The organism is Enterocloster sp. (assembly GCF_057861365.1).
In genome coordinates this window covers 19,849-38,085 of record NZ_DBMACH010000016.1, presented here as the reverse complement: position 1 = coordinate 38,085, position 18,237 = coordinate 19,849, and the positions used below count along the sequence as shown (strand labels likewise).

18 protein-coding genes are annotated in these 18,237 nt (G+C 46.6%); 5 read left to right on the top strand and 13 right to left on the bottom strand.

Annotated elements, in window-relative coordinates:
• Positions 1 to 29 precede the first annotated feature (29 nt).
• Positions 30 to 1,409 carry an MFS transporter gene (locus ACZM6M_RS14400; protein ID WP_066543761.1) on the bottom strand — a complete coding sequence of 460 codons (1,380 nt, stop codon included), beginning with the start codon at positions 1,407 to 1,409 and terminating at the stop codon, positions 30 to 32.
• A 169-nt stretch (positions 1,410 to 1,578) separates the two neighbouring features.
• On the opposite strand from ACZM6M_RS14400, the gene ACZM6M_RS14395 reads away from it, so the two are divergent.
• A complete protein-coding gene (locus ACZM6M_RS14395; RefSeq protein WP_317438829.1) occupies positions 1,579 to 2,520 on the top strand; it encodes a helix-turn-helix domain-containing protein in 942 nt (313 codons plus the stop codon).
• A gap of 123 nt (positions 2,521 to 2,643) precedes the next feature.
• Here ACZM6M_RS14395 and ACZM6M_RS14390 read toward each other — a convergent pair whose 3' ends face one another.
• The 7 genes from ACZM6M_RS14390 to ACZM6M_RS14360 all read right to left on the bottom strand — a co-directional run bounded on the left by ACZM6M_RS14390 (position 2,644) and on the right by ACZM6M_RS14360 (position 9,225).
• Positions 2,644 to 3,552 (bottom strand): AEC family transporter, encoded by a 909-nt coding sequence (locus tag ACZM6M_RS14390; protein ID WP_296037197.1) that lies wholly within the window; start codon positions 3,550 to 3,552, stop codon positions 2,644 to 2,646.
• A gap of 116 nt (positions 3,553 to 3,668) precedes the next feature.
• Positions 3,669 to 4,976 carry a TRAP transporter large permease gene (locus tag ACZM6M_RS14385; RefSeq protein WP_337433187.1) on the bottom strand — a complete coding sequence of 436 codons (1,308 nt, stop codon included), beginning with the start codon at positions 4,974 to 4,976 and terminating at the stop codon, positions 3,669 to 3,671.
• Positions 4,973 to 5,476 (bottom strand): TRAP transporter small permease, encoded by a 504-nt coding sequence (locus ACZM6M_RS14380; RefSeq protein WP_066543752.1) that lies wholly within the window; start codon positions 5,474 to 5,476, stop codon positions 4,973 to 4,975. The genes ACZM6M_RS14385 and ACZM6M_RS14380 overlap by 4 nt, the downstream gene beginning before the upstream one ends.
• 1 nt (position 5,477) lies before the next feature.
• Positions 5,478 to 6,527, bottom strand: a complete 1,050-nt coding sequence (locus ACZM6M_RS14375; RefSeq protein ID WP_066543751.1) for a TRAP transporter substrate-binding protein — start codon at positions 6,525 to 6,527, stop codon at positions 5,478 to 5,480.
• A gap of 74 nt (positions 6,528 to 6,601) precedes the next feature.
• Positions 6,602 to 7,372 (bottom strand): response regulator transcription factor, encoded by a 771-nt coding sequence (locus tag ACZM6M_RS14370; protein ID WP_417045676.1) that lies wholly within the window; start codon positions 7,370 to 7,372, stop codon positions 6,602 to 6,604.
• A gap of 65 nt (positions 7,373 to 7,437) precedes the next feature.
• The gene (locus tag ACZM6M_RS14365; protein ID WP_337433188.1) at positions 7,438 to 8,877 is read right to left on the bottom strand and encodes a sensor histidine kinase; all 1,440 of its coding nucleotides are present in this window, start codon (positions 8,875 to 8,877) and stop codon (positions 7,438 to 7,440) included.
• Positions 8,878 to 9,006: 129 nt separating this feature from the next.
• On the bottom strand, positions 9,007 to 9,225 hold the full coding sequence (locus ACZM6M_RS14360) for a helix-turn-helix domain-containing protein (protein WP_066543748.1): 219 nt from the start codon (positions 9,223 to 9,225) through the stop codon (positions 9,007 to 9,009).
• Between the two features lie 175 nt (positions 9,226 to 9,400).
• Here ACZM6M_RS14360 and ACZM6M_RS14355 point away from each other — a divergent pair, with 175 nt between their 5' ends.
• Positions 9,401 to 9,601, top strand: a complete 201-nt coding sequence (locus ACZM6M_RS14355) for a hypothetical protein (protein ID WP_066543747.1) — start codon at positions 9,401 to 9,403, stop codon at positions 9,599 to 9,601.
• A 19-nt stretch (positions 9,602 to 9,620) separates the two neighbouring features.
• Here the strand turns inward: ACZM6M_RS14355 and ACZM6M_RS14350 are convergent, their stop codons facing one another.
• The 3 genes from ACZM6M_RS14350 to kduI form a co-directional block, all read right to left on the bottom strand.
• Positions 9,621 to 10,328, bottom strand: a complete 708-nt coding sequence (locus ACZM6M_RS14350; RefSeq protein ID WP_066543743.1) for a GntR family transcriptional regulator — start codon at positions 10,326 to 10,328, stop codon at positions 9,621 to 9,623.
• 99 nt (positions 10,329 to 10,427) lie between these two features.
• Complete coding sequence (locus tag ACZM6M_RS14345) at positions 10,428 to 11,234, bottom strand: gluconate 5-dehydrogenase (protein ID WP_066543741.1); 807 nt, start codon at positions 11,232 to 11,234, stop codon at positions 10,428 to 10,430.
• 44 nt (positions 11,235 to 11,278) lie between these two features.
• Complete coding sequence (kduI, locus tag ACZM6M_RS14340; RefSeq protein ID WP_066543739.1) at positions 11,279 to 12,121, bottom strand: 5-dehydro-4-deoxy-D-glucuronate isomerase; 843 nt, start codon at positions 12,119 to 12,121, stop codon at positions 11,279 to 11,281.
• A 252-nt stretch (positions 12,122 to 12,373) separates the two neighbouring features.
• Here kduI and ACZM6M_RS14335 point away from each other — a divergent pair, with 252 nt between their 5' ends.
• Positions 12,374 to 13,612 carry a 6-phosphofructokinase gene (locus tag ACZM6M_RS14335; protein ID WP_066543737.1) on the top strand — a complete coding sequence of 413 codons (1,239 nt, stop codon included), beginning with the start codon at positions 12,374 to 12,376 and terminating at the stop codon, positions 13,610 to 13,612.
• Positions 13,609 to 14,553 carry a radical SAM protein gene (locus ACZM6M_RS14330; RefSeq protein ID WP_066543735.1) on the top strand — a complete coding sequence of 315 codons (945 nt, stop codon included), beginning with the start codon at positions 13,609 to 13,611 and terminating at the stop codon, positions 14,551 to 14,553. Before ACZM6M_RS14335 ends, ACZM6M_RS14330 begins: the two co-directional genes overlap by 4 nt.
• Positions 14,554 to 15,357: 804 nt before the next feature.
• Here ACZM6M_RS14330 and ACZM6M_RS14325 read toward each other — a convergent pair.
• On the bottom strand, positions 15,358 to 16,710 hold the full coding sequence (locus ACZM6M_RS14325; protein ID WP_296037222.1) for an MATE family efflux transporter: 1,353 nt from the start codon (positions 16,708 to 16,710) through the stop codon (positions 15,358 to 15,360).
• A gap of 135 nt (positions 16,711 to 16,845) precedes the next feature.
• Here ACZM6M_RS14325 and ACZM6M_RS14320 point away from each other — a divergent pair, with 135 nt between their 5' ends.
• On the top strand, positions 16,846 to 17,409 hold the full coding sequence (locus ACZM6M_RS14320; RefSeq protein WP_066543730.1) for a manganese efflux pump MntP: 564 nt from the start codon (positions 16,846 to 16,848) through the stop codon (positions 17,407 to 17,409).
• A gap of 81 nt (positions 17,410 to 17,490) precedes the next feature.
• Here ACZM6M_RS14320 and ACZM6M_RS14315 read toward each other — a convergent pair whose 3' ends face one another.
• Positions 17,491 to 18,234 carry a hypothetical protein gene (locus tag ACZM6M_RS14315; RefSeq protein WP_066543729.1) on the bottom strand — a complete coding sequence of 248 codons (744 nt, stop codon included), beginning with the start codon at positions 18,232 to 18,234 and terminating at the stop codon, positions 17,491 to 17,493.
• Positions 18,235 to 18,237: the final 3 nt, after the last annotated feature.

The following is an 18,237-nucleotide window of genomic DNA, read 5'->3' as shown; positions in this document are numbered from 1 at the left end:
GGTTTCGGGTACGCACAAATGGTTCTTGATCAGTTCTGGGAATTCCGGCGTTCCGCCAGGGCTGCATACATTTCAGCGGTCTTTTTCTGATTCAGGTTGAAGATCAGACCGATTCCGATGAGTTCTAAGATACAGGTAATAACCGGAACTGCATTTACCAGGTAGTAAATGTTATTGATCGTTGCCGCGCTCTGTACAGCGCCTACGCCGGAAACGTAGCCGATCGCAGCCAGTGCGGATGCAGCGCCGGTAGAAGCGATGGTAGAACCAATCTTACGGCTGAACGTATAGAGGCTGTACATGCTTCCGTCTGCGCGGAAATTCATTTTCCATTCGCTGTAGTCCAGACAGTCGGTAACCAGAGCCCAGATCAAAATGGTAAAAGCGGTCTGTCCGATCGTAGCTAACAGGTTTAAAATTGTGTAAAGCAGCGCGCTCTGAATCGGGAACAGTAAAATATAAGTGGAAAGCAGCAGGTTATAGGTACTCATAACCAGGATTACATTTCTCTTCCCAAATTTCTGCACAATCTTAGGGACCAGGATAAAGCAGATAATCATAACCGGAAGGGTTCCGATACTTGCCAGGGTCATCAAGCTGGTATCCTGATAGAATTCTTTGTAAATATAACTTTTTAACTGTCCGCTTCCAGTAATGTAAAGCATGCTTCCGATGGTTGCAACCATAACGCCGATTAACGGACGGTTCTTGACAGCTGCTTTTAATACATTTCCATAGTTGAATTTTTCCCCCTTCTGTTTTGGCTGGCGGACACGCTCTATGGTCAGGTTACATAACAGAAGGTAAGAAATAACACACAGAATGCCGAATATTACTGCGATCAGGCCAAAACGCTCCGGAATAATATTGGAATCCTTGTCAAAACATAAAATCGGAACAACGGAAAGCGCGCCGATCCCGACTACCGTACCGCCGATACTTCTGGCTCTGGAAAGCTTGGAACGGTCAATGGGATCCGTAGAAACAACGCTTGCCATAGCGCCGAAGGGCATACTGGTTCCGGTATAGGACATTCCATAGAATACATAAGCAAACGCTACCCATGCATGAAGGGCAATTCCTTCAAATGGAACGTTGGCAAAACATAAAATACCGGAAAGGGCCAGAGGAATCATAAACAGTTTTATCCATGGTTTGAACTTGTCGCCGCTTTTGCCAAGTCTCCAGCGGTCTGGGAAAGAACCCATGATCGGGTCGTTGATGGCGTCCCAGAGTCGGGCGGCTAAAAACAGTCCCGCCATCCATCCTGGCGAAATTCCCAGAACATAGGTACAGAATGTAAGAAAATAGGCATCTACGAACAAGTTTACAAAGCTTCCGGCCATATCCCCGAAGACATAACCGATCTGATCCTTTACTCCAAAGGGGCGTAAAGATTTGTCATTCATATCATGTTCCTCCTTGTCTTTGCTGCGGCAGATAACCGCAGACCATTAACTTATTGTGTTTTAAGAATACTATACTGTTATTGCAATTACTATTGCAAATATCGCATAATATATTGCAAATTAAGCCAAATTAGATTATGATAAGAAGGAGGAAGGAACAGGAAAAGCAATGAAATTATCAGAAATGCAAAAATATAAAGAACTGGTTTCTGCGCATAAGAGATCGGAAATCAGCAATGAAGAACTTCAGAAAACGTTTATTACCGACGGGGCAATTTTATCCAATCTTTATCAAGAAATGGAAATGGATTCAGATTCTGTAGACTGCCATGATGATGTGAATTATACGAAAGACAGCATCCAGCTTCACAGTCATACGTTTTATGAGATGTTATATTGCCGCAGCGGAAATGTACAATATCTTCTGGGAGCAGAACGGTATCGGGTCCGCAGGGGAGATATTATTTTCATACCGCCCGGGATCAGCCACAGGCCCCTGTACTTAGATCAGCTTGCAGAACCCTATTCCCGCTATGTGATATGGATCCACCCGGAATTTATGAAGAATATCCAGCAGTTTTTAGGTTTTATCCCATTATCGGATCCGGTTCTGTTAAGAACCCAGGACAGCGGGTGGGAGTACATGGAAAGATATTTTCAATCTGCCTGCAGGGAGGCTAAAATCAGACAGGAAGGATATGAAGCCTGTATTTCTTCCATAACGGTGCAGCTTTTAATCCACCTGACCAGGGCGTGTACCCACAGCAAGGCTACGGAACCGCTAACTGAGAAAAAAGAGCTGCTGGATGAGCTGATCCGCTATATAGAAGACCACCTGGCTGAAAAAATAACCTTAAAATCAGCGGCTACTGATTTTTACATCAGTGAACGGGCCATATCGCGCCTGTTCAGCGAAAAAATGGACGTCAGCTTTTACCGGTACGTAACCCAGCGCCGGCTGATTGCCGCAAAAACCAGGATTATCAATGGAGATTCCCTGGAAACCATAGGAGAACAGGTAGGGTTTTCCGACTACTCCACCTTTTACAGGGCGTTTAAACAGGCCTTTTCTATATCGCCCCAGCAGTTTAAGAAATTGCAGAAGGCATAAAAAATACCCCGTCTACTGCACAAGGCCAATAAACGAGGTATTAAAAAGGGGAGGATAAGTATTTATTTTCTCTTTTGTGATAATCTCATTATCCCCGCTTCTGTCAAAGTTATACACTCCGTATCAAAGAATTATCAGGAGAGTTGCCGTGATCAGTACAATACTGATTACAATGGAAATGGAATTGACTGCACTGGCAAGTCCAAAGTCGCCCTTTAAATCTGCCGTAAAGGCCGGCGCTGCAGACGCAATAGGGCTCAAGGGCAGGATTGCCAGAGCCTGACGGTATTCCAGAGGAAGAGGCATAAAAAAATAGAGGGCCGCCGCCACTGCGATCGAGACGCCGTAACGCACTGCCAGGATCTTTACGATTTTTCCCTTCTGGCTGGTATCTCCGGAAATTTTAAAGCCTACTCCCATCATCAGCATGGCGATAAAGGCATTCGCCCCTGAAACCACCTCTGAAAATGTGATCACCGGAGCCGGAAGGCTGATGTGGAGCAGGGACAGCGCCGTCATGGTTATATAAGCGTCAAAGGGTACGGAACGCACCAGGGTTTTTATAATAGGGATCAGGGATATCTTTCCCTCTCCCTCCTTTACCATCTTTGCCGCACTAAAGGCTCCGCCCAGACAGATAAAGGAATTTCCCGTATCAAAAAGGCTGGTTGTGATTACCCCGGCTGGCCCTAGAAAGCTCTGGGCAAAGGGCATAGTGAAGTTTCCTATATTATAGCCCGAGGTGTTCAACATGAAAAATGCTTTTTCCTCACGGTTTTTTCCCGCTGCCAGATAGGCTGAGGTTATAAGCATCAGGCCTCCCCCCAGACCAAGAACCGACAGGATCAAAAGAGACGCCTGAAGATCAACCCCTGAAAAATTGGCTACGATCGCAGCCGGAAGAGTTATCTTCAAAACGATCTTTGAAAGCACATGAAAATCCTCTTCTTTAAAAAATCCTTTTTTTCTCAGCAGATATCCCATAAAAATGATCGCAACGAAGGCAGCCGCCTTCATCAGTATTTCAGCCATGATGATTCTCCTTACACTTTTTCATTCCATTGTGTACTATAGCAGAAACCAGCGCTGTCTTCAATACCGTTTCCGAAAAAATACGCCCCGCCAGCCCGGCGGAGCGCACATTTCATTTATACATATCCCAAAAGTCCCGGCAGCCACATGGACAAGGCGGGAATATAGGATACCAGCATCAGCACAATGAAGATTGCCGCAAAGTAAGCTAAAAGCGGCTTTATCACCTGCTCAATCTTAGTCTGTCCCACTTTTACACCCACAAACAGAGTGGTTCCCACAGGCGGGGTGATGGTTCCGATACACAGGTTAAAGATCATCATAATACCAAAGTGAATGGTATTCATACCCAGAGTCTGGCAGATGGGCAGGAAAATAGGAGTGAAGATCAGGCAGGCCGGCGTCATATCCATAAAGGTTCCCACGATCAGAAGGAGGATATTGATGATAACGAGGATCACATACCGGTTGTCGCTGATTCCCAGCATTGCCTCGGATACAGCAGTGGGAATGCCTGTAAATGCCATAACCCAGCTCATGATGCTTGACACGCCGATAAGAAAAATGATAATACCAGTCATCTCCGCGCTGTCAAGGAAGATTTTCGGCAGCTCAGAGGGTTTGATGGACTTATAGAAGAATACAGACAACACCATGCTGTATATAACTGCCACCACGCTTCCTTCTGTAGCGGTAAAGATACCGGAAATGATCCCGCCGATTACCACAACGATCATAAACAGACAAGGGATGGCCTGTAAAAATACCTTAAGCTTCTCGCTGTTTGTAAACTTCTTTGTACTGCGGTAGCCCTTCTTTTTAGCAAAAATATAGATTACGATCATACATGCCAGTCCCCAGAGGATCCCGGGAATATAGCCCGCCATGAAAAGAGCCGCTACGGAGGTTCCTCCGCTGACAAGTGAATAGGTGATCATAACGTTGCTCGGAGGGATTAAAAGACCGGTAGGAGCGGTAGCGATATTAGCCGCTGCTGAGAAATCCCTGTCATAGCCTTCTTCCTCTTCGATAGGGCCGATGATCGAACCCATGGCGGAAGCTGCCGCCGTACCGGAACCTGAGATGGCACCGAAAAGCATATTGGCAACGGCGTTGGTGTGTGCCAGAGCTCCCGGAATACTTCCTGTAAATAATTTTGCAAAATTGATCAGACGGATAGCAATACCGCCCTTATTCATCAAGTTTCCTGCCAGGATAAAAAACGGAATGGCAAGAAGGCTGAATACGGAAATACCGGAAAAAATCCTCTGTGCTCCCGTAAGCACGGATGCGCCGGTATCAAGCACCGGAAGGATCGCTCCGATGGAAGAAACAGCCAGAGCTACTGCGATTGGTACTCCAGCTAAGAGCATAATCACAAGAAGCACTAAAATAATCAGCCCGCAGGCAACTGCAATCGTCATAACCGAACCTCTCCCTTCTCCTTAAATTCCATATGAGCCACGTCTATGGCATTCATAAGGCTGAAAATCATGATCAGCACTCCCGTAACAGGCACGATCACATAAACATAGGCCATAGGCACCTGCAAAGAAGCAGTTTTTTGGATCATGGTCAGCTTTGTAATGGAAATACCGCCGTATACCATCACAACCGCTGCTAACAAAAAAGTAAGAAGGTCAATGGTAATCTCCAGATATTTTCTGGGCGCTCCGATGAGCTTGTCTGCCAGAAAGCCCATACGCATATGGTCTCTCTTTCCGAACACATAGGCGGAAGCCAGAAGGGCCATCCAGGTAAAAGCGTAGGTTAAAAGCTCCTCTGATACCGTACTTGGACGGTTAAAGAAATAACGGGTTACGATCTGATACGTTCCGATCAGGGTCATAAAGGCGAACAGAGCGATGATTACAAATCCCAGAACCTGCATGATCCCTGCTTTTACTTTGTGCATGGTCTCCATCCTACTGTCCTCCTTTTGCTTTTTCATTGGCAGCCTGAATATGGTCATAGAGATCGCGGATCTTCTCATTTTCCTGAAGCATAGACTCATGGAGAGGAAGAACCTTTTCTTTAAACGCTTCCACATCCACGTCAATAAACTCTACGCCCATTTCATCTGTGGCGATTTTTTTAGCCTCTTCTATACTCTTGTCCCACTCTTCCATCTCTACTTCCGTGGAAAGAGCCGCCGCCTCTTTAAATACCTGATAATCCTCAGGGCTTAAGCTGTTTAAGAACTTCAGATTGGCTACCAGCATATCCGGCACCATCTGATGCTTGTTATAAGAATAATATTTTGCAACTTCGCCGTGCTTGTTGTTGGTAAGAGCCAGTTCGTTATTCTCTGCACCGTCGATGACACCCTGCTGGATAGCCGTATATACCTCGCCAAATCCCATTGGCGCCGCTGCCGCTCCAAATGCCTTTACCATCTCTACGCTGGCAGGACTCTGCTGTACGCGGATCTTTTTGCCCTTTAAATCCTCCGGCGTCCGTATCGGGGATTTTCCGTAGAAATTACGGGTACCTGCATTGTACCAGGTTACTACGCGGAAACCGGCTTCATCCGTCGATGCATAGACATTTTCCATGTATTCCGTATCCTGCATCACGGATTTGTATACCTCCTCTGAGTCAAACAGATACGGCATACTGAAAATCTCATATACGTCAGCAAAGGTCTCCAGATTCGCTGTGCCGGCTACTACAAAGTCAATGGCTCCCGTCTGTGTCAGCTCAATGGCCTTCTGGGCTGAGCCTAAAAGTTCATTTGGAAATATCTGGACCTCATATTTGTCTCCCAGCTTCTCTTCCACATACTCTTTAAATGCCAGAAGCCCCAGATGCTCCGGATGCGTCTCTGACTGTGCATGGGAAACGCGGATAATACGCTTGCCGCCGGTTAAAGAACCGCAGCCTGTCAGACTGACTGCCACTGCTATCCCAAAAGCAAGCGCTGTCAGCTTTTTCATCATCTTCCTCACTTTACTGCTTCCTTTCTTTATACACATTTTATTAAATAATTATAAAAAAAGGATTTTCTGTTTTGTACCGTAAATCTTTGACATTGAGGGAGAAAATTTTGTCATACGCTGTCTGTGTGAAAGCTGTCTCTGTATTCAGAAGGGTTCATACCTGCAATCCTTTTAAATACCTTTGCAAAGTAATTGGCGTCATAATACCCTACCAGCATGCTGACCTCTCTTACGCTGGCATTTTTATCCTGTAAAAGCCGTCTGGCCTCATTGATCCTGAAGCGGGCCAGATAGGCGGTAAAATTCTGGTCAAAGCACTGTTTAAACAGCTTGCAGAAATAGGCGTCAGAATAATTCATCATCCGTGCCGCATCCTGCATGGAAATATCCTTCATATAATTTTTCCGTATATACCGGCGTATCTTTTCAGCCGCCTGTCCAAGCCGGTCAGGCTCGTCCGGCTCCTCCTCTAAGTCCGGCTCCGGCATCTCTGCCCCGGTCTCTTCCGGCATCTCCTGTTCCATATGCAGCTTTTCAAACTGCTCCCTCTTTTGGATCCGCCCCACGGCTTCCTCCATCACCGCAGTAAGCTCCTCTTCCTCACAGGGCTTTAAAAGATAGTCCAGCGCATGAATGGCAATGGCTCTCTTTGCATAGGAAAATTCGTCATATGCGGTAAGGAAAATGATCTCGCAGTCCTCATCCAGCCTTCGGATCTGTTCTGCCGCCTCCACACCGTTTAATTCCGGCATGGAAATATCCATGATCACGATCTGGCACCGTTCTTTAAAACACAGGCGGACCGCCTCATTTCCGTCTGCTGCCTGCCAGATGACCAGGCTGTCTCCAAAATGCTTATGCAGTCGTTTGGCAAGAGCCATACGTTCAATCTGCTCATCATCTGCCAAAAGCACCTTGTACGTCTCGTTCTTATCCTCATTCTGTATCACGGTTCATCCTCCTTACAGTTTTCCGGTGTAAACGCCAGCTGTACCACCGTCGCGCAGCCCTTTCGGCTCTCGATCCTCACTTCTCCATCCTCATACATTGCCTTCAGCCGGCGGGCAATGTTTCCCAGACCAATCCCAACGCCGGATCCATCTCCTTCCTTTAAGGCTCTTTTTATCTTTTCCAGTTTGTCCTCATCAATCCCTTCTCCCGTATCCGCCACCGAGATCCACAGCCTCTGCCCCTGTTTCCAGGTCCGCACCACAATCCTTCCGCCTTTGCTTCTTGCAGAAATCCCATGCTTTACTGCATTTTCCACCAAAGGCTGGAGCATAAAGGAAGGAACCAGTATCTCCATTGTTTCCGGGTCACAGCCTGTCTCATACTGCACTCTCTTTCCAAACCGCATCTGCTGCAGATACATATAATCCTGAACAACCTTAAGCTCACGTTCCAGAGGCATCACAGATGCAGTTGATTTTAAATTGTAGCGGAACAGGCGGCTTAATGCCTGTATCATCTTTTCCGTGGCAGCCGCATCTTCGATCTGAGCCGTTCCGGCGATCATATTTAAGGTATTGAAAAGAAAATGGGGATTGATCTGATTTTTTAAAAGCTGCAGCCGGACCGCCTCCAGCTGCCGTTCTGTTTCGTTTTTTTCTTTTAAAGCCTCAATATATCCTCTTGTCGCCTGCTTCATTTTATTAAAGGAACGGATAAGACGGCTGATCTCATCTTCTCCCTCAGCTGTAAGTTCAGGCCCTGAAAAATCATTTTTCCGGATACGGTCTGCCTGCCCGGCCAGCATTACCACTGGCTCTACGATGTTACGGCGTACGGAGCCATTCAGCCGCTTAACCATCCACAGCGCAGCGATCCCCCACAGGATACTGGCAGCCGGAAGGACTGAAAAAAGGAAACGATGCTTCTCGTAGCGTTCGCTTCCGTCCTCCATTGTCATCTGTTCCAGCTGTCCGGCCTTATCCTTGAGATAATTTTGAACCCGGTAGATCCGATACAGCCGGTTCACATATTCCGGATCCTCCCGGTCTGTTTCTTCAAGGACTTCCAGCTCTGTCTCGTAATTTTCATACATATTCCGGATGGACCAGGTACGGGCATACCGCTCAGAGCCCGTTTCTCTGTAATCAACGGGAAGCTCTTCCAGCCACCGGCGCGTTTCCATTCTGGACTGCTCAAACCGCTCCCGCTCTTCCGGAAGGGCAGTTCCCACATAACGCGCAAAGGCCAGGCGCTCCTCCTCCATCGCAGACCAGAAGGCCAGACTGCCGGCGTTCTGTTCCAGGATGCTTCCGAAGCTCCCAAGGCCGAACCAGCTTACTGCCAGATTGACTCCAATCGAAAAAAAGACCACTGCCCCGGCACAGACAGCGATCCGTTTTACTTTTTTCTCCAGCGAAACTCCACTTTTTTCCATATATTTCCTCCGGATCCGTTCCTTTTAGGAAGATTGTCCACAAAATCTCCTATAAGCCCACATAGTATATCACAGCTTATATCCTTTTGAACAGACCCGGACCGTTCCTTTTATGTCTTTTTAACATTCCTAAAGAATCTGATCCTCCTCTGAGGGCACATACCTGGCGATATCCTCAATGCGGCAGTTTAAAATCCTGCAGAGATCATTGATCGTTTTCATGGTCACATCTTTATTATGCTTAAGCCGGTGCAGAGTACTGTCAGAAATTTTATGCTTCTTCGTCAGTGTGTACCAGCTTTCCTCCGACGCCTCCAGAGTTTCCCAGAAAGGCGAATAGTCGATCATATTTTTATTGCTCCTATGCTTATTTTACCTGAAATAAGCATAAGTTAGAATTTGCATATTGAATATCTTCGGAATAGCGAATATACTATAGGTAAACAGATGCATATTCTGAAATTATCAGACTATTCTAACCGTTTTGCGTCAAAATAAGAGACGGGAAAGGAAGGGATTGGATATGGGAATTTATACACAGAAGGAAAAGGAATTGCTGGCAGATGATCCGGAAGTAAGAAAGCGGCTCCTAAGCTTTGCCTCCATGAGCGGAAAAGAATTTTTCAGAGAGGTTCAGTCCCGCCTGTCACCGGAGGAACTGGAAGAATATCTGGAAGAAAATCCGGAAGAGCGGATCTATCTTATGACTCCCCCCCACAAATAAAACAAAAAACGGCCTGCCATTAAATGACAAACCGATTCTCTTCTGGTTCTTCTTCAAAATAGTCCTTATAATCCACCTCTATAGAATGACGCATCCGCTTCATACTGTAGTAGAGGTGATCTTTTAATACCTGTTCCAGGCCGGAAAGATCTTTTTTGCAGATCAGCTCAAACAGCTGCTCATGCTCTCCGATAATCCTTGGAAAATCTGTTTCTGTAATAAAATCCAGCATACGAAACCGGGTATAATGAAGCTGCTGGGCCTGGAGCATATCCCAGAGCTTCTGTCGCTTTACAGCTGTGAACCAGAGAGAGTGCATCTGGGCGTCCATGCGGTAAAACTGTTCCGGTTCAAACCCCGGCGTCTGGATCAAGGCCTTCTGAACGGCAATGGCATGACGGATTTCCTCCATCACCATGGGCGTCTGGATTTCCATAAAATCCCTTAAAACCATGGTTTCCACCGCTACCCTCATATAGATCATCTGCTTGATATTATCCAGGCTCAAAAGAGTCACATACGTTCCCCGATAGGGAATCGTCTCCGCAAATCCCTGTTCCTGCAAAAGACGCAGGGCGTCCCGCACCGGAGTCCGCGACACGCCAAACCGCTCACAGATATCACTTTCGCTGATCAGGCAGCCTGGTTTCAGCTTCAGATCCAGTATCTCCCGCTTTAAGGTTTCAAAAACCAGTTCCCCTCTGTTTTTAAAATTCACTTCTCCCATGCAGCACCCCTGTTCCTTTTCTCAGATGAATCAGGACCCGCCATGCGGTCATGGCATGACGGGCCCTGATTGGTTTTATTGGTTTAATTGCGTAATCGATTACTTAGGCTGCTTGCCGATGTAAGCCAGGATACCGCCGTCTACATACAGTACCAGACCATTTACAAAATTGGAAGCATCAGATGCCAGGAATACTGCAGGTCCGCCCAGATCCTCAGCCTCACCCCAGCGTCCTGCAGGAGTCTTGGAAACGATGAACTGGTCAAATGGATGTCTGGAGCCGTCTGGCTGGATCTCACGCAGAGGAGCTGTCTGGGGAGTAGCGATATAGCCAGGTCCGATACCGTTACACTGGATATTGTACTCACCGTACTCAGAAGCAATGTTCTTTGTCAGCATCTTTAAGCCGCCCTTAGCTGCTGCATAAGCAGATACGGTCTCACGGCCCAGCTCACTCATCATGGAGCAGATGTTGATGATCTTTCCGTGGCCCTTCTTGATCATGCTTGGGATAACAGCCTTGGAAACAATAAACGGAGCGTTTAAGTCAACATCGATTACCTGGCGGAACTCAGCTGCACTCATCTCGCACATTGGGATTCTCTTGATGATTCCTGCGTTATTTACCAGGATATCAACTACGCCTACCTCTGCCTCGATCTGAGCAACCATCGCGTTTACTGCATCCTCATTGGTTACGTCGCATACATAGCCGTGAGCCTCGATGCCCTCTTCCTTGTACGCTGCGATTCCCTTATCTACCAGTTCCTGCTTGATATCGTTGAAAACGATGGTAGCGCCTGCGCCTGCCATTGCCTTTGCGATTGCAAAGCCGATGCCGTAGGAAGCGCCTGTTACCAGGGCTACCTTGCCTTCAAGTGAAAAGTTGTTTAAATAATCAGCCATTTCTTTATCCTCCATATATTTTTAACAGAATCGTTCGGATGAACTTACATCATCTCGTTTGGCATCATGGTATCCATATCGTCGAACTCCATGTTCTCTCCGCCCATAGCCCAGATAAAGGTATAGTTGGAAGTGCCGGCGCCGCTGTGGATGCTCCAGGACGGGCTGATCACAGCCTCCTCATTCTTCATGACAATATGTCTTGTCTCAGTGGGTTCTCCCATCATATGGAATACTACGTTGTCGCCCGGAACCTCAAAGTACATATAAATCTCCATACGGCGCTCATGTGTATGAGACGGCATGGTGTTCCATACGCTGCCTGGCTCTAATACGGTCATGCCCATGGACAGCTGGCAGGTCTTAAGTACATCCGGATGGATGAACTGATTGATGGTACGCTTATTGGAGGTCTCTGCCTCGCCGCAGGGTCTCTTTGCAGCCTTCTCAATCGGAATAAAGGTAGTTGTGTAGGAAGTATGAGCCGGTGCGCTGACCATGTAGAACTTTGCAGGCTTCTCAGCGTCGGTGCTCTCAAAATAAACTTCCTTTGTGCCCTTTGTAATGTACAGGCAGTCCTTGTATCCCATCTTAAAGGTCTGGCCGTCTGCTGTGATGGTTCCCTCGCCGCCGATATTAAAAATACCGATCTCACGGCGCTCTAAAAAGTAATGGGTGCCGAAGTTCTTCCAGCAGTCGATTCCCTTATCAATAGAAACCTTCTCTGTAGTAGGCATACATCCCAGAGTAACCATACGGTCTACATGAGAGTATACGGCAACTACCTCATTAGCCTTGTACAGATCTGTGATGAGGAATTCGTTTCTTAATTCCTCTGTTGTGTAGCGCTTTACATCCCTCTGGTTGGCAGAATAGCGAATATCCATTCTCCGATTCCTCCTTTGAAATATTTGTATTTAACTTTTTGAGTTTGTATACAACTTTTTTATCTGTATACAGACTATCATTTTTTTACCTAAAATGCAATAGGAAATATGTTACAAAAAAATACGGGTTTTATATGCAATATCACAAACGGATTGCATTTCCCATTTTTATCAGATATACTTACAAAAGAATCTGGACTTCTTCTGCAGCTGTCCAGACGATCACTGTATACATGAGAGGAGGATTTTCCCTTGAAGAAAAATATACTTGTAGGCCAGTCCGGCGGTCCCACAGCTGTGATCAACGCCAGCTTATACGGCGTGATCCAGGAAGGACTTTCCCATCCGGATGAGATTGGAGCTGTCTATGGCATGATAAACGGCATCGAAGGCTTTCTGTCCGGCCATACCATAAATCTCTCCGCAGAGCTTTCCAAAGAGGATTTGGAACTTCTGCGCCTGACGCCCGCCGCATATCTGGGCTCCTGCCGCTATAAGCTTCCTGAAAATATGGATGCTTCCGTATACCCCTTGTTATTTGAAAAATTTAAAGCCATGAATATCGGAGCTGTATTCTACATCGGCGGAAATGATTCCATGGACACCGCAGACAAATTGTCCAGATATGCTGCCATGGCAAAAGAGGATATCGTTTTTATCGGCGTTCCAAAAACCATTGACAACGATCTTCCTGTAACCGACCACACCCCCGGCTACGGCAGCGCTGCCCGATATGTAGCGTCTACTGTCCGTGAAATCGTTCTGGATGCTTCTGTCTATCAGCAGCCGGCTGTCACCATTATTGAACTCATGGGCCGTCATGCAGGCTGGGTCACTGCTGCCAGCGCCCTGGCAAGAAAGTTTCCCGGCGACAATCCCCTGCTCATCTATCTGCCGGAATCTGATTTTGATATGGAAGCGTTTTTAAATGATATCGAAGGCGCTTTAAAGAAAAGCACCGCTGTGGTTGTCTGTGTTTCTGAAGGCATCCACGATGCTTCCGGCCGTCTGGTATGTGAATATTCTACTGAAGCTCAGGTCGATACCTTTGGCCACAAGATGCTTACAGGCTGCGGAAAGCTGCTCGAAAGCTATGTCAGAGGCCGTTTCGGAGTCAAGGTTCGCTCTGTAGAATTAAATGTAAACCAGCGCTGCAGCAGCCTTATCTCCTCTCTTACGGACATTAACGAAGCCAGCGAGGCCGGACGCTTTGCAGTCCGTGCCGCACTTGAGGGCGTGACCGCAAAGATGATCACCTTTGAACGCGAAGAAGGAGCGGATTATTCCATCCGTTTCGGCCTTACAGATGTTTCCAATGTCTGCAATAAGGAAAAGACCTTCCCGCCTCACTGGATCACCGGCAATCACAACGATATCGGCCCGGAATTTACCGCCTATGCTCTTCCGCTCATCCAAGGGCAGCCACAGCATATTCTGGAGGACGGACTTCCAAGATATCTGTACCGCAAAGAGCAGGGGCTTTTGCCATGATCCGTTTTCCCACTTATGAATCCTGTACCCTCTGCCCCAGAATGTGCCGCATTGACCGCAGCCGCAAAACCGGCTACTGCGGATGTACCGTTCAGTTAAAGGCTGCCAGGGCAGCACTCCACAAATGGGAAGAACCCTGTCTGAGCGGGCCGGAGTGGGCCAGAGGCGGAAGCGGAACCGTCTTTTTTTCCGGATGTACCCTTAAATGCTGCTTCTGCCAGAATTATCCCATCAGCAGCGAACAATTCGGAAAGGAGCTGACTTCTAATGAGTTGGCTGATATCTTTCTCCGTCTGGAAGATCAGGGGGCCTATAATATCAATCTTGTCACCCCCACTCAGTTTCTCCCCTCAATCCTTCCTGCTCTGGATCAGGTTCGCTCCCGCCTTTCGATCCCGATCGTATATAACTGCGGCGGCTATGAACGTCCTGAGATCGTAGAATATTTAAAGGATTATGTAGATATCTGGCTTCCTGATTTAAAGTACCATGACAGCGCTCTTTCTGCCCGTCTGTCAAACTGCGGGAACTACTTTGAAGCCGCTTCCCGTGCTATCTATCAGATGATCCTTCAGACAGGCGCTCCGGTATTTGAGGAACACGCCCCTGAGGAGCCCTCCCAGCCTTCCTTCCTGCTTATGAAAAAAGGCGTAATCCTGCGCCATATGGTTCTCCCCGGACACAGGGATGATTCCATCGCCCTGATGGAATGGGTCAGCAGAGAGCTTCCAAAAGGCCAGTACCTGTTAAGCCTTTTAAGCCAGTACACCCCCTTCTACCATAGCTGCGACCATCCGGATATCAATCGTCGGATCACCTCCTATGAATACCAGAAGGTAGTGGATGCAGCGCTCTCTCTGGGACTTACTGAGGGATTTATACAGGAAAAAAGCAGCGCAAAAGAAGAATATACGCCGCCCTTTGATCTAAAAGGTCTGTGATCCCCTATATTAAATACAACAAAAGACGGATATCGAATCTTTGACTAACCACGTTCTCGATTACGATATCCGTCTTTTAACTATCTCGTCCATTGGACCAAGCCTCTCTTTCGAAACAATTGTTTCTTTTGTGACTCTATATTTAATTGTATCCACTCTGGTTTTCTTCTGCTCTCTTTTGTATATTCACTTGCTTCGGATCTATTTTCCACCTTGCTTTTCTTTCTTTGATCCGGTATCTCTCTCCGTCCTGATGATACTTTTCACCAGACCGGGCATTTATTGCCTTTGATACGCTTATGGATCACTTTGAAAATACGATCATCTGCTTGTTCCTATCTTTTATTACAGACATTCTCTTTCGTTTCTTTAAGACTGCAATTCTTTTACCAATCGATTGGACTTTCTTTTGTTTCTTAAATCAATTTCCGTTTCATCTGTCTGTACTATGTATGAGCAGTTACTCTCACAGAGTGCTTTCCCTGTTTCATCTATAACTAAATCACTTTAGCTTATAAATGAAACGAACATTCTCTTTCTGGTGGTCCGTACCTCCTTTGCTTAGATTTTATTACATTGAGTTGACTGTCTACAACTCCTTATTCTCTTTTGTATCTCGTGTTCTCTTCTCTTTTGTTGACTTTATTATACAAAAAGAGTCCCTATTTGTCAAGACTCTTTTTGTAATTTTTAATTATTTTTTGTCTTTTTATAAATTGTGTATATTTATTGTAATTGTTTATATTTTTATATAATATTTACCTGTTATATTTGGGTATTTACTTATAATTTTCAGAATATTTATTATTTTATATCTTCTTTGGGGAATTTCCTGCGGATCAGTTTAAAGGTAACCATGTGAGCCGCTGCCGTAATGAGCCAAGATACCGGATATGACAGATAAAGAACTGCCAGTGAACGGTAAACGGCAAATACTGTAAAAATCCAGAGAATACGAAAACCACATGCTCCGGTAAGAGAGACGATCATGGGAATCACCGAGTATCCCAATCCTCTCAAGCTTCCTACCATACAGTCCATCAGCCCGCAGATAAAATAGGTCCCACAGATAATCTCCAGACGGAGCATCCCGTATTTAAGCACCTCAGAGTCTGAAGAATAAATTCCCAGAAGATGAGTGCCCGCGCCTACTGCTGCCAGGCCAAGAACCAGCCCCACTGCCGTAACAACAGCCAGACAGATATTTTTTACCTTATTAATACGGCTGTACTTTCCTCCGCCAAGATTCTGGCTGGTAAAGCTTAAGCTGGTCTGATAAACCGCATTCATAGCCGTATAGACAAAGCCCTCGATATTTGCAGAAGCCGTATTGCCTGCCATGGCCACAGAACCAAAGGAATTGACAGAGGACTGGATCAGCACATTGGATACAGAGAAGATCGCGCCCTGCATACCGGCCGGAAGACCGATCTTCACAATCCGCTTCAGCTTATCCATATGAATGGTAAGTTTCTTTAGATGGAGCTTCATCATTCCCTCTTCCGCCATCAGGCTCTTAAAGACAAGAAATGCGGAAATGTGCTCAGAAATCACAGTAGCCCAGGCTACTCCGTCCACTCCCATTCCAAGGCCTATTACAAAGAACAGATTCAAAACCACATTGACCGCTCCGGCGGCAAAGAGGAAATAAAGAGGCCGCCTGGTATCTCCTACTGCTCTGAGGATCGCAGCGCCGAAGTTATAAAGCATTAAAACAGGCATTCCAAGGAAATAAATCCGCATATAGAGCACAGATTGATCCAGCACATCCTCCGGGGTTCCCATGATCCGAAGCATGGGGCCTGCGGCAAGCTCTCCCACCGCAACCAGAAACAGGCCGCTTAAAATGGCCGTCAAAACCGCCGTATGTATGGTTTCCTGAACATCTCTTTCCTTCTGTCCGCCATAATATCTGGCTACCAGCACATTTACACCTACAGACAAGCCTACAAAAATGTTGATCAGAAGATTGATCAGGGATGAGGTAGAGCCCACAGCCGCCAGCGCCGTACTTCCGGAAAACCTTCCTACTACAATAATATCAGCCGCATTAAACAAAAGCTGTAAAATACCGGAAAGCATCAGCGGAATGGAAAACAGCAGGATCTTGCCTAAAAGCGGGCCATTGCACATATCAATTTCATATGATTTTTTCATAATCCTATTTACCTCCGTTTCAGCTATACTTTAGCACAGGCAAATTCGTTTTACAAGCTCCTATATTTTTCTTGACATTTTTCGGTTCCTCTCCTACACTGTTTCATAAACTGTGCCATTTGGGAGGAAATGATCATGTCATTAACGGAATTGTTTATTATTGCAGTTGGGCTGTCTATGGACGCCTTTGCCGTAGCGGTCTGTAAGGGGCTTGCCATGCCGGAAATGAGCTGGAAAAACGCCGGAATCGTAGGACTTTATTTTGGCGGCTTTCAGGGCCTTATGCCCTTTCTGGGATATCTGCTGGGTTCCAAGTTCAGCGGAACCATCGAGTCCTATGACCACTGGATCGCCTTTGTGCTTCTGGCTCTTATCGGAGGAAATATGATAAAGGAAGCCTTTGAAAACGGCGAAGAAGCAGCAGATCCCTCTCTGGATATAAAAACCATGACCCTGATGGCTGTGGCAACCAGCATTGATGCCCTGGCCGTAGGCGTAACCTTTGCCTTCCTTCAGGTCCGGATCCTGCCTGCCGTACTCTTTATCGGAAGCATTACCTTCCTTCTGTCTGCCGCAGGTGTTAAGATTGGAAATGTATTTGGCTGCCGTTATCAGAAAAAAGCCGAATTTGCCGGCGGCCTGATCCTGATCCTCATGGGGCTTAAAATCCTTTTGGAGCATCTGGGCTTTCTGGGATAAAACAGAGATTTAAAAAAGCATCCGGACATTCCGGAACGATACCGTTCCCGGACTGCCCGGATGCTTTTTTAATGTAACTGGTCAGATTCTCACACCGCTTCCATCCACCTGATATCCATCTATAGTACAGTTCGTCATCATAACGCCATTATCAGGATTCAGATAATACCAATTTTCTTTGTACTCCTGCCAGCCGGTTTTCATATAGCCGTCCATACCGAAAAAATACCAGCTGTCATTGATCAAGGCCCAGGAGGTAAGATAATTTTCCTGATAAAGATATCTCCAGCCCTTTTTATCCTTTTCCCAGCTTCCTAGATGGATATTCCGATAGGAAGGCATCTCTGCCTCGGGAAGAAGCATAAAATAATAGGATCTTCGCTCATCTCCTCTGGCAAATTCAAGAACATAGCACCGCTCCAGAGAATCATAGAGCCGGCTTTCGCTTTCCTTTGCCAGTGTTTCCGGGCGTACGACCGGATAATTCTCTCCCTCCTCCAATCCGTACACCCGGCACTCCAGGCTCTTTTGAGTATCTCCCTCGTAGGTGATGAGATAATAATTTAAAACAATCTCATCCAGATTTACATCATTTCTGTCCTTTGTAATGGTAAAGGTATCCTTATCCGATACGCGGTTTCCCATTACATAGGACGTATAGCCGTCATAGATGGCCGTCTGCCGGTTATTTACATCCAGATGGAGCGTTACCGGAACCGGCGTTTTTCCGGCAGAACCCGCCAGGGCGGTAAAGGCGCCCACGATGGTTAAGGTTGCTGCCGCAGCCAGCGCTTTCATGCAACGCAGAATCCCTGCCTTTTTCATCCG

Bases quoted from the DNA above. Each gene is read 5' to 3' on its own strand.
- ACZM6M_RS14400 (WP_066543761.1), bottom strand. From the start codon at position 1,409: ATGAATGACAAATCTTTACGCCCCTTTGGAGTAAAGGATCAGATCGGT.
- ACZM6M_RS14395 (WP_317438829.1), top strand. From the start codon at position 1,579: ATGAAATTATCAGAAATGCAAAAATATAAAGAACTGGTTTCTGCGCAT.
- ACZM6M_RS14390 (WP_296037197.1), bottom strand. From the start codon at position 3,552: ATGGCTGAAATACTGATGAAGGCGGCTGCCTTCGTTGCGATCATTTTT.
- ACZM6M_RS14385 (WP_337433187.1), bottom strand. From the start codon at position 4,976: ATGACGATTGCAGTTGCCTGCGGGCTGATTATTTTAGTGCTTCTTGTG.
- ACZM6M_RS14380 (WP_066543752.1), bottom strand. From the start codon at position 5,476: ATGGAGACCATGCACAAAGTAAAAGCAGGGATCATGCAGGTTCTGGGA.
- ACZM6M_RS14375 (WP_066543751.1), bottom strand. From the start codon at position 6,527: ATGTGTATAAAGAAAGGAAGCAGTAAAGTGAGGAAGATGATGAAAAAG.
- ACZM6M_RS14370 (WP_417045676.1), bottom strand. From the start codon at position 7,372: ATGGCTCTTGCCAAACGACTGCATAAGCATTTTGGAGACAGCCTGGTC.
- ACZM6M_RS14365 (WP_337433188.1), bottom strand. From the start codon at position 8,877: ATGGAAAAAAGTGGAGTTTCGCTGGAGAAAAAAGTAAAACGGATCGCT.
- ACZM6M_RS14360 (WP_066543748.1), bottom strand. From the start codon at position 9,225: ATGATCGACTATTCGCCTTTCTGGGAAACTCTGGAGGCGTCGGAGGAA.
- ACZM6M_RS14355 (WP_066543747.1), top strand. From the start codon at position 9,401: ATGGGAATTTATACACAGAAGGAAAAGGAATTGCTGGCAGATGATCCG.
- ACZM6M_RS14350 (WP_066543743.1), bottom strand. From the start codon at position 10,328: ATGGGAGAAGTGAATTTTAAAAACAGAGGGGAACTGGTTTTTGAAACC.
- ACZM6M_RS14345 (WP_066543741.1), bottom strand. From the start codon at position 11,234: ATGGCTGATTATTTAAACAACTTTTCACTTGAAGGCAAGGTAGCCCTG.
- kduI (WP_066543739.1), bottom strand. From the start codon at position 12,121: ATGGATATTCGCTATTCTGCCAACCAGAGGGATGTAAAGCGCTACACA.
- ACZM6M_RS14330 (WP_066543735.1), top strand. From the start codon at position 13,609: ATGATCCGTTTTCCCACTTATGAATCCTGTACCCTCTGCCCCAGAATG.
- ACZM6M_RS14325 (WP_296037222.1), bottom strand. From the start codon at position 16,710: ATGAAAAAATCATATGAAATTGATATGTGCAATGGCCCGCTTTTAGGC.
- ACZM6M_RS14320 (WP_066543730.1), top strand. From the start codon at position 16,846: ATGTCATTAACGGAATTGTTTATTATTGCAGTTGGGCTGTCTATGGAC.
- ACZM6M_RS14315 (WP_066543729.1), bottom strand. From the start codon at position 18,234: ATGAAAAAGGCAGGGATTCTGCGTTGCATGAAAGCGCTGGCTGCGGCA.